The 12,979-nt window shown below is 47.1% G+C and carries 9 protein-coding genes; 4 read left to right on the top strand and 5 right to left on the bottom strand.

The window, feature by feature from the left end; genetic code table 11:
- Positions 1 to 142 precede the first annotated feature (142 nt).
- The 3 genes from NE536_RS10370 (at position 143) to NE536_RS10360 (ending at position 5,939) form a co-directional block, all read left to right on the top strand.
- Complete coding sequence (locus tag NE536_RS10370; RefSeq protein WP_261272642.1) at positions 143 to 1,933, top strand: acyl-CoA dehydrogenase C-terminal domain-containing protein; 1,791 nt, start codon at positions 143 to 145, stop codon at positions 1,931 to 1,933.
- A 393-nt stretch (positions 1,934 to 2,326) separates the two neighbouring features.
- Complete coding sequence (locus tag NE536_RS10365; protein WP_261272682.1) at positions 2,327 to 4,573, top strand: TonB-dependent siderophore receptor; 2,247 nt, start codon at positions 2,327 to 2,329, stop codon at positions 4,571 to 4,573.
- 235 nt (positions 4,574 to 4,808) lie between these two features.
- Positions 4,809 to 5,939, top strand: coding sequence for a patatin-like phospholipase family protein (locus tag NE536_RS10360; protein ID WP_261272641.1), 1,131 nt, complete (start codon positions 4,809 to 4,811; stop codon positions 5,937 to 5,939).
- A 169-nt stretch (positions 5,940 to 6,108) separates the two neighbouring features.
- On the opposite strand, the gene asnB is transcribed toward NE536_RS10360, so the two are convergent.
- Positions 6,109 to 7,773, bottom strand: coding sequence for an asparagine synthase B (asnB, locus tag NE536_RS10355; protein ID WP_261272640.1), 1,665 nt, complete (start codon positions 7,771 to 7,773; stop codon positions 6,109 to 6,111).
- 237 nt (positions 7,774 to 8,010) lie between these two features.
- Between asnB and NE536_RS10350 the strand changes: the two genes are divergently transcribed.
- Positions 8,011 to 8,223, top strand: a complete 213-nt coding sequence (locus NE536_RS10350; protein ID WP_259482556.1) for a hypothetical protein — start codon at positions 8,011 to 8,013, stop codon at positions 8,221 to 8,223.
- Positions 8,224 to 8,361: 138 nt separating this feature from the next.
- Here the strand turns inward: NE536_RS10350 and NE536_RS10345 are convergent, their stop codons facing one another.
- From NE536_RS10345 to purM, 4 genes are all read right to left on the bottom strand, one after another.
- Positions 8,362 to 10,038 (bottom strand): M28 family metallopeptidase, encoded by a 1,677-nt coding sequence (locus NE536_RS10345; protein ID WP_261272639.1) that lies wholly within the window; start codon positions 10,036 to 10,038, stop codon positions 8,362 to 8,364.
- A gap of 246 nt (positions 10,039 to 10,284) precedes the next feature.
- Positions 10,285 to 11,031: an HAD-IIA family hydrolase gene (locus NE536_RS10340; RefSeq protein WP_006081242.1), complete on the bottom strand. Its 747-nt coding sequence runs from the start codon at positions 11,029 to 11,031 to the stop codon at positions 10,285 to 10,287.
- 157 nt (positions 11,032 to 11,188) lie between these two features.
- On the bottom strand, positions 11,189 to 11,833 hold the full coding sequence (purN, locus tag NE536_RS10335; RefSeq protein WP_012088897.1) for a phosphoribosylglycinamide formyltransferase: 645 nt from the start codon (positions 11,831 to 11,833) through the stop codon (positions 11,189 to 11,191).
- Positions 11,833 to 12,870, bottom strand: coding sequence for a phosphoribosylformylglycinamidine cyclo-ligase (gene purM / locus NE536_RS10330; RefSeq protein ID WP_261272638.1), 1,038 nt, complete (start codon positions 12,868 to 12,870; stop codon positions 11,833 to 11,835). Before purM ends, purN begins: the two co-directional genes overlap by 1 nt.
- Positions 12,871 to 12,979: the final 109 nt, after the last annotated feature.

Here is a 12,979-nt window from a genome sequence, read left to right as displayed (position 1 = left end):
CGCTGTTCGTTTGTGTAAACAAAAGTCTTTGCTGGCTGGTGGGGTGCTTTCTTTTTCGGCAAATTTAGCTAAAGTGGTCAGAGCACCAAAGTGGTCAGATCACTTAGTTGAGTTGCAGTCTAACAAGAAAAGGGAAGCGATTATGCCAGTCTATCAAGCGCCGCTGCGCGACTATCAATTTATCCTCAATGAAATGTTACATATTTATCAGCAAGATGCTCTTAAGGGGTTTGATGAAATCGATCCAGATCTTGTCGATGCGATCCTGCAAGGTATGGCCGACTTTACTACTGAAGTCATGCTGCCGCTCAATAGTGTCGGCGATCTGCAAGGCTGTAAGTTGGTCGATGGTAAGGTGATTACCCCGGAAGGATTTGATAATGCCTATCAGCAGTTTGTTGATAATGGCTGGCCAACGCTGACCTGCGATCCTGAATATGGCGGCCAAGGCCTGCCAGAAGTGGTGGGGATTTTTGCCACTGAGATACAAACGGCAACTAATATGGCCTTTGCCATGTATCCCGGTTTGACCCATGGCGCCTATGCCGCCATCCATGCCCACGGCAGTGATGCGCTTAAGCAAAAATATTTGAGTAAATTGGTCAGCGGTAAATGGACTGGGACAATGAATTTGACCGAGTCCCACGCCGGTACTGACTTAGCCTTATTACGCACCAAAGCCGTGCCAGTATCCGAAGGTGTTTTTGCTATCACTGGCGAGAAGATTTTTATCTCCTCAGGCGATCACCAGCTCACCGACAACATAGTGCATTTAGTATTAGCCCGCTTGCCGGATGCACCTGAAGGCGTGAAGGGAATATCTCTATTCGCTGTGCCGAAAGTGCTAGTGAATAGCGACTATAGCTTAGGCGCACCGAACACTTTATATGCCAGCAGCCTTGAACATAAGATGGGCATTCACGGTAACTCCACCTGTGTGATGGTGTTTGAAGGTGCATTGGGCGAGCTTGTTGGCGAGCCACACCAAGGACTGCGCGCCATGTTTACTATGATGAACCAAGCGCGTTTAGGCGTGGGCGTACAAGGGCTGGGTGTGTCTGAGATTGCCTATCAAAATGCGTTAGCCTATGCCAAAGACAGATTACAGAGCCGCGCTTTAAGCGGTGCCAAAGCCCCAGAAAAAGCCGCCGATCCGATTTTGGTTCACGGCGATGTGCGCCGCATGTTGCTGTCGCAAAAAGCCTTTAATGAAGGCGCAAGAGCCTTAGTTGGACAACAAGCTTTGTGGCTCGATGAAGCCGAGCGTCATACCGATCCCGCCAAGGCCAAAGTTGCCTCCCAGTTAGCGGCCCTGTTTACGCCTGTTGTGAAAGGTTTTATCACTAATCGCGGCTTTAATGCCTGTGTCGATGCGCAGCAAGTGTTTGGTGGACATGGTTATATCCATGAGTGGGGCATGGAGCAATTTGTGCGTGATAGCCGTATTGCACTGATTTATGAAGGCACTAACGGCATTCAGGCGTTGGATTTAGTGGGGCGTAAGTTACTTAGCGACCGCGGCGCGGCGATGCAGCAATGGTCGGCATTAGTGACTGAGTTCATTCAGTCACATAGCACCAATGCGGCGATGCAACCTTACGTGAGTGGTTTAATGGATTGTGCGGGTGATTTGCAAAAGGCCAGTGGTTATTTAGCGACCCATGCGGCGACCAATCCTGACATTATCGGCGCAGCCTCAATGGCTTATCTGGAGTTATTTGGGGTGACTGCGCTGGCGTGGATGTGGGCCAGAAGTGCCGCGGTGGCCTTAGCAGCGCTGGAGCAGGGCACTGAAGAAACGGCATTTTATCAGGCCAAATTGAAAACCGCCGATTTCTATATGGCTTACTGGGCGGTGCAAGGTCGCAGTCTGCGTAAGCAAATTGAGCAGGCGAGTGAAATGCTAACGCAATTAGATGAAGCTATCTTTTAAGCATTCACCTTATAGGCTGAGTTAAATCAGCTTAAGAACTGCTCAAGAGCAGCCAAAACCAGCGCACTGTCGCTGGTTTTTATTTTTGTATGGTTTAAATCTTTAACTTGTTTTCATTCTTCGGTTCCACGCCAATATTGAGCTCGATACTGTGAGTCTTTTGCTTATCCCACATTAAAACCTCTATCAAAGGTCCGTGCGACTGACGCTCTTTTCGTTTTAGTCATAACCAAACACAACAAGGGTTATGTGAGCTGACGCTAGCTATTTACCTAACAGATTTCACATTCATGTAAATTCAAATGATAATCGTTGTTATTCGTAAATCATTCTTTATAATGACGGCCAATTCGTTTGAATACATTTGTAAACCCTTTGGTTTATGCCATTTTTATGCGCTCGCGCTGGGGACATTCTGTGAAGACTCGTTTCGCCTACTCATTAATCGCACTTGCACTCGCTCAACATCAGTCGGCATTTGCCGCTGAAACCGTACTCGATAAAGAGGCTCCACAGCAGACCTTGTCTACGAGCTCACCAGTCCCCAGTTCTGCATCGACTCAATCCGCAGCCAATGAGGAGATAAAACTCGCAGCACCTGAGCGTATTGCCGTCCATGGCCGTGCAATGCAAATGTACGTCGATAAAGAAACGACAGTTGGCACTAAGACGGCGATCAATGTGATGGAATTGCCGCAGTCGGTGCAAGTGCTGACCGAGCAGTTAATTGTTGACCAAGCGGCGCGCAATATTACTGATTTATACCGCTCAATCGCTGGCGTGAGTGAGTTCAGTTATTCGGGCGTGACCTTTCGCGGTTTCCGTGACGATGCCAACGTCTTTTATGATGGGGTAAGGGGCGATCCCTATTCGGGATTTTCTGTGCCGCAACTGTTTAATGTGCAGCGGGTTGAAGTGTTAAAAGGCCCTGCATCGGCACTTTATGGAGGTGGTGAACCCGGCGGTATGATCAACTATGTCACTAAAAAACCAACTTTTGTTGAGAGTAAAGAGCTGACATTGAGCACCGGCAGCGAGGACATGATGGGTGGCTCGCTGGATTTGACCGGCGGCTTAACCAACAATCTCGCCTATCGCTTTGGCGCCTATTATCAGCAGGAAGATAGCTTTCGAAATAATGCCGATAGCCAAAATGCTGAAGTGGCGGGTGGGTTACTCTACGAAATCAGTGATGCTACTAAGCTCACCACGACCTTCGATATCATTAAGCAGGATTTAGGCGGCAATCGACTGCGCGGCGTGCCTGTCGATAATGACGGTAATTTCCTTGTTGCGCCATCCTATAATGCCAATGAGAAGAGTGACTTCCAGAAGATGGATGCACTGGTGCTGCAATCGATTCTCGATCATCAATTCACCGATAACTTCTCTGTCAAGACTCAGATCCGTTATCTGAATAATGATTCCACGCAGCAATATCATGAATCGAGAGGTTGGGCGACCTTAGATGCCAATAAAAAGCCCATTATGGGTGATGGCACCATTAAGCGTGAATACCGAGTGCAAGCTCGTGCCAACGATGAAATCAGTTTAACCAATGATTTTGTTTATGCATTCGATGCCTTAGGTTTTGAACATGAGTTCCTGTTTGGTGGCGATTATCACTATGTTGAAACCGAATATAGCTACATGTTGGCGACGGATAAAACAGGTGTTGGTAACCTGAATATTTTTGACCTTAATTATGGTGAAACTGACCCAAGTACTTACACGCTGCAAGACAAAAATACCGATGGCACTCGCGCTAACCGCTATGGCGTGTATGTGCAGGAACATCTGCACTTTAATGAACAGTGGTCATTGATTGCTGGTCTGCGTTTCAGCCAGTTTGATGACTATGATAAAAAGACTGGTTTCTCCTTCAGCGATAACGCGATAACGCCAAGAGCTGGGCTTAATTATCGTCCAATCGATTCAATGTCCTTTTATTTGAATTACTCAGAAAGTTTCAATCCAGCATCTTTAACCAATCAAGCGGAAGATATTGGTGACGGTTTCCTCGATCCAGAAACGGGCAATCAAATTGAGCTTGGGATGAAAAATGAATGGCTTGATGGCCAGTTCATGACCACGCTCGCGGTATATCGCATTGAAAAACAAAATGTTGCTCAAGCTAACCCTTTAAATACTGGCGATGACGATGGCATTCCTGCTTTACTTAATTTGGGTGAAGTACACAGTCAAGGCCTTGAATGGACGCTGGTGGGGGATTTAACCGATAACCTGACTGTTACGGCAAACTATGCCTATAACGAGACTGAAGTGGTTAAAGGAGTCACTAACGACAGTTTAACCAATACCTTTGACAGTAAGCACTTTGCCAATGCGCCGCGTCATCAAGCGGGAATATGGACCCGTTACGATATCAATGCACTCGATTCGGCGATTGCCTTTGGTATGGACTATGTGGGCGAGCAGTTCAGCCTCGATGGTCAAATAGTGAAGCCCCATACGATTTTTGACATGAGCTGGACGACTCAGTGGGATCAAACTCAAGTTCGCTTAAATCTTAAAAATATCTTCGACAAAGAATATGCCGTCAGTGGGTTTAGCGAACGTAATGGCCATTTCCCCGGTGAGCCGCGCAATATCACGTTAGAACTGAGTCATAAGTTTTAATGCCTTGATGTGAAAATAGCTTGTTCGTTAAGGATGACGAACAAGCTAACCTGCCTAACCTTGCTTATCACTGCCGTTATTTCTGCCAGTATTTGCTGTCGTTATCATCACCGGCTAATGCTTGTACACTATCTTAATAGTATTTTCCTATTAAGATGATAGTTTCTATCCGTTATCTTTTCTCATTCAGCTTGTTTAGACTCACCTTATATGAATTATTCGATAAGGTTTTACTATGCACGCCGTCAGCCATTTAGCCTCCCAAGACGCTCAATCTAATGCTAGCCCACAGGTGGCCTTGATTGCAGAAGGAGGTGGTCAGCGCGGTATTTTCACAGCTGGCGTACTCGATGCTTGGCTTGATGACGGCTTCGATCCCTTTGATTTATTTATTGGTACTTCTGCTGGCTCACAGAATCTCAGCAGTTTTTTGGCCCGTCAAAAAGGTTATGCCAAACGCTTGATCCGCGGTTTATCGCGGCATAAACGTTTCTATCGACTCGGTAGGGGGTTAGTCGGCGGCAATGTGGTCGATTTAGATTGGTATTTTGAGCAGACTAGACAAGGGATGTTCAAATTAGATCTTAATGCGGCAACAGCCTCACTCGGTGATCGGCAGCTACTGATCACCACCACCAATGCCAGTGATCGCAAGGGATATTTTTTAAGTCCAAGCAGTAAAAGCCAGTGGCGCGAATTGCTTAAAGCCTCCAGCGCATTACCATTTTTGTATAAACAAGGGGTGAAACTCACGCCTTGGCTAAATGACAAGGCCTGTAATAGTGACAAGGCCTGTAGTAACGGCGCGGCTAATCATGGCGTGTCTCATCATAGCGCAGCATTGAGCGGAGCTATCGACAATGATTTTTATCTCGACGGCGGCTTAGCCGCGCCTTTACCTGTGCGTGAGGCCTATCGTCGTGGTGCCCGCAAAATTGTGGTGATCCGCACTGTGAGCGAGGATTTTCAGGCGCAATCGGCTTGGGTTCACAAGCTAAAATCGTGGATTTGTGTTTCTGGTTTTTGCCCGAAAACCATAGATTATCTAGTGCAGCACGAGCAAGCCTATCAGGATGAATTGGATTTTATCGCTAATCCGCCAGAGGATGTGGAGATAGTGCAGATTTTTGCCGCTGAAAATTTGCAGAGTAAGTTACTGGGTAGCACCGATGCGGATTTGCGCCATGATTACCATGCGGGCATGAATGCCGGAAAGCAGTTTTTAAGCTTAGATCCGATGGCGTTGACGCAGAGTAATGCTTATTTTCAAACTCAAGTGCAAACCAATGCTCACACTCAAACCCACATTCAAGCTCACTCTCAAGCTAACTCTCAAATCCAGCCATTTAGTGCGCTGTCGGCCTAGCTTGGTTTCGAGTTAAGCCACAATGTAGTGCGTGAGTAAGCAATAAAAGTAAACTGCATTGAAATACAAAAGCCACCCTAGGGTGGCTTTTGTGGTTGGCTATCTTAACCTGTGCATCAATCTAGTTAATTAACTTATATGATTAATCAAGCTCATCAAGGTTAGACCATTAATAACTTGAGGTGTGCACTGAGCGTACTGCTCGGCCCGATGGGTCGATAATGCCGCGTAAGCTTTCGTCCCAAGCCAGCGCTTCTGGCGTTGAACAGGCGACGGATTTACCACCTGGAACCGTTTCAGCGGCGCCGCTCAATGGATAATGTTCTTCAAAGAAGCAGCGATAGAAATAGGCTTCTTTGGTTTCTGGCGTGTTGTATGGGAAACGGAATTTCGCGTTTGCCAGTTGTAAATCATCCACCCGCGCTGCAGCTTGTTCTTTCAAACCGTCAATCCAAGAGTAGCCTACGCCGTCACTGAATTGTTCCTTTTGACGCCATGCCACTTCTTTTGGCAACTTGTGCTCAAAGGCTTGGCGCAGAATGTGTTTCTCGATACGACCATCCTTAGACATTTTCGCTTCAGGGTTGATGCGCATCGCCACATCCATAAACTCTTTATCGAGAAAGGGCACACGGGCTTCTAATCCCCAAGCGGCCATGGCTTTGTTGGCACGCAGACAATCGAACAGATGCAGCTTATCGAGTTTGCGGACTAATTCCTCGTGGAATGCCTGTGCGTTTGGCGCTTTATGGAAGTATAAATAGCCGCCAAATAGCTCGTCAGCACCTTCACCCGATAACACCATCTTAATGCCCATGGCTTTGATTTTACGCGCCATTAAATACATAGGTGTCGCGGCACGTATGGTGGTGACATCGTAGGTTTCTAAGTGATAGATCACTTCTTTAATCGCATCTAAGCCTTCTTGGAAGGTGAAATGGATCTCATGGTGAATCGTACCAATGGCATCTGCGACTTTTTTGGCGGCGATTAAATCTGGCGCACCTTCAAGGCCGACGGCAAAAGAATGCAACTGTGGCCACCAAGCGTTGGTTTCGCCATCGTCTTCAATGCGGCGTTTAGCAAAGGTTTGCGTCACGGCGGAAATGATCGATGAATCTAAGCCGCCTGATAGCAACACACCGTAGGGCACGTCTGACATTAATTGGCGCTTGACCGCCGCTTCTAATGCGTCACGCAATTCTTCTTGGCTGGCTGGGTTATCTTTAACCGCCTCATAGCTTTGCCAATCACGAGTGTAGTATTTCACCGCGGCTGCATCGCTTGAGTACAAATATTGGCCCGGTAAGAATTCCTCTACCGTTTTACACACTGGCATCAAGGCTTTCATTTCGGAGGCAACATAGAAGTTACCCGCAGCGTCACGGCCCGTGTATAGCGGGATGATACCCATGTGATCGCGGCCGATAAGATATCTGTCTTGGGCTTTGTCATATAACACAAAGGCGAAGATACCGTTTAATTTATCAAGAAATTCAGTGCCATATTCTTGATACAGCGCCAAGATCACTTCGCAGTCAGAGTTGGTTTGATAGCTGTACTTATCGCCTAACTGGGCTTTCAATTCTTTGTGGTTATAGATTTCGCCGTTGACAGCAAGGATCAAACTGCCATCTTCGGTTAGCAGTGGCTGAGCACCGTGTTCAATGTCAACAATGGCTAAACGTTCGTGGGCAAGAATTGCCTTATCACTGGCATAAATACCTGACCAGTCAGGGCCACGGTGGCGCATGAGCTTAGACATTTCTAGCGCGACTTGGCGCAGTTCTTTGGCATCAGATTGGATATCTAAAATCGAAAAGATTGAACACATAGTACAACTCCCACACTGTCTGTCATTTGAGGATGTCTCAATTGAGGTTTAATGTGCCAGCAATTTAGGCATTTGCCAAACACTATTTTTGATGTTTTATCTGTTTATTGGTGTTTTTGTTGATTTAGATGTTTATGTTTAATGCTTTTGTTTGAGAATAATTCATTTAATTTGCGTTATTTTTGATGATTTGTTTTTATTATCTGTTTTGGCGTGAGGGGTTTTGGGGAATTCACAATGTATTTTGAAAAAGTGTCGATGATAGAAAAACCGCTAAAAAAGACCTTAAATAATGAGTTGGCTCGTTTAAGTGTTTTATTTTTAATCAATTTATGCGCCGAGTTTGACATCAACCAATGGCATAAGCCTATGCAGAATAGTGTGGCAGGATGGATATTTCGCGATAACTGCATTGTTTGTGAGCTGAAAACAAAAAAAGCACGTGAATGATTCACGTGCTTTTCAATCTTGTCTTGCGCTTTGGCTTACAGGCAGAGATGGCGCTTTATTTCGCAGGTGCGACTAGCGGGCGTCAATAAGAGACGACTAACCTAGTCGCCTCTCACAAGCTGTCACTGATACAAGCTGCTATTTTGTATCTGTCACCAGCGTCGTTTTAGCTGGGCGCAGGCTATTGAACTCTGTGCCTTGATAGTATCCCGGCCAATCTTTGCTGTTGCCCAATGTGCGCGTGACTTGGTAGTAGATTTGCAAATCTTGCAGCGCGCCGCTCAAATCCCAGTTTTCATGGTATTCATCGCAGACATTGTGATAACAGCCTTTCATTGTGGCTTGCATCTGGGTTTTATAAGCCGCCGTGGCCTCATCAACGGGGTCGCTACCGCCGCCGGCAAAGACCGCTGGGACGCCCAGTTTGGCAAAGCTGAAATGATCTGAACGGAAGAAACCGCCCGAAGCGGGATTTTTTTCACCCATGGCGATGCGGTTTTGTTGTTTTGCCGCATCGATAAGGTAAGTTTCTAACTCAGACTTGCCTTTGCCGACAATCGTAAAGTCATTGGTTTTGCCGTAGATATTGGTGCTGTCGAGGTTTAACACTGCCACGGTTTTGTCGATAGGGTAAAGTGGACTAGCAGCGTAATAGCGCGAACCGAGTAAACCCTGTTCTTCACCTGTGGTGGCAATAAAGGTGACCGAGCGCGCTAAACCGTGGCCTTGTTTCGCATTATCGGCTAATTGTCTGGCGATTTCGAGAATACCGGCAGTGCCTGAGGCGTTGTCCATGGCACCGTTGTAAATCTGATCGCCTGCTTTCGTCTCGTCTTTACCTATGTGATCCCAATGGGCGGTGTAGAGGATTTGCTCGTCGGCTTGTGTGCTGCCGGGGAGTGTGGCGACCACGTTGTAGCTATTTGCGTATTCGGCTTTATTTTTAAAGGCGATACTGGCCGTTTGCTCAAGGGGGACATTGATTGGGCTGTCGGCGGCGCGAGCCATCAAGCTCGGCAGTGATAAACCAGATTTATCAAACAGTTGGGTTGCTGCATCCAATGTAAGCCAGCCTTCGACTTGAATACGGCTATCTTGTTCGGCTTTACTCAGTACTAGATCTTGCTGTGGCCCAGTCCAGCTATTTTCTACCACAGACCAAGGATAAGAGGCGGGTTCAGTATCATGGATGATCAGTGCACCAAGGGCGCCTTGACGGCTGGCTTCTTCAAACTTATAGCTCCAGCGGCCGTAATAGGTCATGGCTTTGCCGTTGAATTTACCCGAGTCAGGGCGAGCAAAGCCGGGATCGTTCACTAAGATCACCGCGATTTTGCCTTTCATGTCGAGATCTTGGTAATCATTCCAACCATATTCGGGTGCGTTCACCCCATAGCCAACGAAGACTAATGGCGCATTTTCAATGTTAATGCCACCGTTATCGTGGCGACTGCTGAGCACCAGATCTTTTCGGTATTTAAAGGGTAATCCTGCCAGCGTAACTTGCTGCGCTTCATCTGCGGTATAGCTCACCATAGGCACAGGTTGCAAAAAGCTACCTTGGTACGCGCCCTTGAGCCCCATTTCTGTAAAGGCTTTAGTCAAATAGTCCAAGGTGAGTTTTTCACCGTGAGTGGTCGGCGCCCGACCTTCAAATTCATCGGATGACAGGGCTTTAATATCATTTCTAAAGCGTGCTTCATTAAACTGCACTGGTTTGAGTTCAGCTAAGGTGCTGTTGCCATCGGATTGGGATGAATTCGGACTACAGGCACTGAGCATGGCCAGCGCACAGAGGGGATACAGACGACGCATAGGTTAATCCTACTGTTGTTTTAATTAAGGAATTTTAGATTTCTGTTAATCAATCAGAAGTGAGGCTTATCATGAAGCAAGCCGCAGCGAGCCACAAGGCTGAGCGGCAGGTGAATGTGTTACTTAATGTTGCTTTACCCTATGCAATACGCCTTTGGGCTAGGCGTGTTGCATGGGTAATGTTGGAATGGCTAGCTAGCAAGAAGGAGTGGCTATGCAGGGTTAGACAAAGGTTTAGATAATTGTTTAAACAACATCGATGTCGCCCGCGCAGGCAAACACATGGTTCGGGCGGAACGGTTCTTTGTCGATATCTTCAAGTTTACTCACGCCACTGGTGACCAGAATGGTTTCAAGCCCCGCTTGGAAGCCCGCTAAAATATCGGTACGCATATTGTCGCCGATGATGACAGTGTCTTCCGAGTGCCCATCAATATGATTTAGCGCTGAGCGAATGATCCAAGCACTCGGTTTACCCACGTAGAAAGGTTTTTTACCGGTAATACGCTCGATTGGCGAACATAGCGCGCCACAGGCAGGGCTGTAAGCTGGGCCGTGAGTGTCAGGGTTAGTGGCAATAAAGCGGGCGCCACCTGCCACAAAGGCTGCAGCTTTATGGATCATTTCCCAATTGTAGGAGCGGGTTTCACCGACAATCACAAAATCGGGGTTGATGTCGGTAATGGTAAAGCCTGCTTTATAGAGTTCGTGGGTTAGGGCGCCTTCGCCAATGACATAGGCTTTACTGCCTTCTTGGTGCTGTAAAAAGTCAGCGGTTGCCATGGCGGAGGTGTAAAAGCATTCTTCAGGAATATCAATACCGGCAGCGCTTAAACGGTTTTGCAGATCCTTTCCCGTTTGTACGGGATAGTTAGTCAGGACGACTAACGGATTGCCTTGTTCTAAAATACGCTGGATAAATTTGTCGCTGCCGGGGATCAGTTTATTGTCGTGCAGTAGTACACCATCGATATCGCAGATAATATTTTTCATCTAATAGTCTCTTGTCATGCCGAGCAAAAATCACTTTTCGTTAAGTTATCTAATGCCACATTGCCCCAGAAAACAATGCTTTTGTGGAAAATAGTTAAAAAAATAGAGACCCTAAGGTCTCCATTTGTGATCTCGCTACCATTGCTTTTAAGCGGAACTAATCAGGCGCGTAACCGCTTGGGCCGATGAGATTGCCATCAAGATAGGCTTGGCCGTTTTGCATGTTAAGACGGTGCTGACTAAACCATTTCACCACGAGAGGGTAAATGGCATGTTCTTGCTCATGCACGCGGGCGGCGAGCATGTCAGCGGTATCTTCTTCATAAACAGGCACTTTTGCCTGTAAAATCACAGGACCTGCATCAAGCTCTGGCGTGACAAAATGCACGCTGGCACCATGTTCGCTGTCGTTAGCGTCAATGGCACGTTGATGGGTGTTTAAGCCTGTGTATTTCGGTAACAGTGAAGGATGGATATTGATCATGCGACCTAGGTAATGATTCACGAAATCATCGGTTAAGATCCGCATAAATCCTGCCAACACGATTAAATCGGGTTGGTACTGTTCGATGACTGTCATTAAACGCGCATCGTATTCAGAGCGAGATTCACCTTGGTGAGCTATCACGCAGCTGGTATCAATTTCGCCATGATGGGCGCGCACTAGGCCATAGGCATCGGGTTTATTACTGATGACTCCGACAACTTCGGCCTGCAGATTATCGTCGCAACCGTCGATAATCGCTTGCAGGTTACTGCCATTTCCGGAAATTAATACAACTACACGACAGCTCTGGGGCATTACAGGATCTCCACTTGCTCTTCATTGCCTTCACGATCTGCGATAGCACCGATCAGCCAAGCTTGTTCGCCTTCTGCAGCCAGTAATGCAAGTGCTGCATCCACTTTCTCGGCTGGCAGCGCGACTAACATGCCGACGCCACAGTTGAAGGTGCGATACATTTCATATTCTGCAATGTTGCCATTTTCCATTAACCAACTGAAAACAGCAGGCCATTGCCATGAATCACCTTGGATAACCGCTTTTAAATTATCTGGCAGTACGCGTGGGATGTTTTCCCAGAAGCCGCCGCCAGTAATGTGTGCCATTGCATGTACGTCTGATGCTGCGATCAGTTTCAGCAATGATTTCACGTAAATTTTAGTTGGCTCAAGTAGATGTTCAATTAGCGGTTTGCCATTGAGATCTTGTTGAGGGTCTGCTTGGCTCACTTCTAATACTTTACGTACTAAAGAGTAACCATTTGAATGAGGGCCGCTCGAGGCTAATGCGATAAGCGCATCACCCGCTGCCACTTTGCTACCGTCAATGATGTCGGCTTTTTCAACTACGCCTACGCAGAAACCTGCTAGGTCGTAATCTTCACCTTCGTACATGCCTGGCATTTCAGCGGTTTCACCGCCGATTAACGCACAACCAGATTGGAAACAACCTTCGCCGATACCGTTGACGACAGACGTCGCGGTTTCAACATCCAGTTTGCCCGTTGCATAGTAATCGAGGAAAAACAGTGGCTCAGCACCTTGAACGATTAAATCGTTCACACACATAGCAACTAAGTCTATGCCGACTGTGTCATGTTTTTTATAGTCGATAGCTAAACGTAATTTAGTCCCAACACCGTCGGTGCCGGACACTAAAACTGGTTGCTTGTATTTAGTGGGGATTTCACACAGGGCGCCAAAACCACCTAAGTTGCCCATAACTTCTGGACGACGGGTACGTTTAACGGCTGCTTTAATGTTACTTACCAGTGCATTACCTGCATCAATATCAACGCCGGCATCTTTATAGCTCAGTGGGGTAGGTGTGCTCACGGAGGGATCCTCTCGGGTACATCGTTATTGGATTTTATGCGGCGGTATTCTACCAGCTTGTGCTAGGGGTCGAAAGTCATGATTTGGATTTATGCCCCTCGGCGGAGTA

The organism is Shewanella septentrionalis, from assembly GCF_025370265.1.
GTDB classification, from domain to species: domain Bacteria; phylum Pseudomonadota; class Gammaproteobacteria; order Enterobacterales; family Shewanellaceae; genus Shewanella; species Shewanella hafniensis.
The sequence above is the reverse complement of the archived record's forward strand: the minus strand, read 5'-3'. Positions and strand labels throughout refer to the sequence as shown.

Excerpts from the sequence above, each read along its gene's own strand:
- NE536_RS10370 (WP_261272642.1), top strand. The coding sequence starts at position 143 with ATGCCAGTCTATCAAGCGCCGCTGCGCGACTATCAATTTATCCTCAAT.
- NE536_RS10365 (WP_261272682.1), top strand. The coding sequence starts at position 2,327 with ATGCGCTCGCGCTGGGGACATTCTGTGAAGACTCGTTTCGCCTACTCA.
- NE536_RS10360 (WP_261272641.1), top strand. The coding sequence starts at position 4,809 with ATGCACGCCGTCAGCCATTTAGCCTCCCAAGACGCTCAATCTAATGCT.
- asnB (WP_261272640.1), bottom strand. The coding sequence starts at position 7,773 with ATGTGTTCAATCTTTTCGATTTTAGATATCCAATCTGATGCCAAAGAA.
- NE536_RS10350 (WP_259482556.1), top strand. The coding sequence starts at position 8,011 with ATGTATTTTGAAAAAGTGTCGATGATAGAAAAACCGCTAAAAAAGACC.
- NE536_RS10345 (WP_261272639.1), bottom strand. The coding sequence starts at position 10,038 with ATGCGTCGTCTGTATCCCCTCTGTGCGCTGGCCATGCTCAGTGCCTGT.
- NE536_RS10340 (WP_006081242.1), bottom strand. The coding sequence starts at position 11,031 with ATGAAAAATATTATCTGCGATATCGATGGTGTACTACTGCACGACAAT.
- purN (WP_012088897.1), bottom strand. The coding sequence starts at position 11,833 with ATGCCCCAGAGCTGTCGTGTAGTTGTATTAATTTCCGGAAATGGCAGT.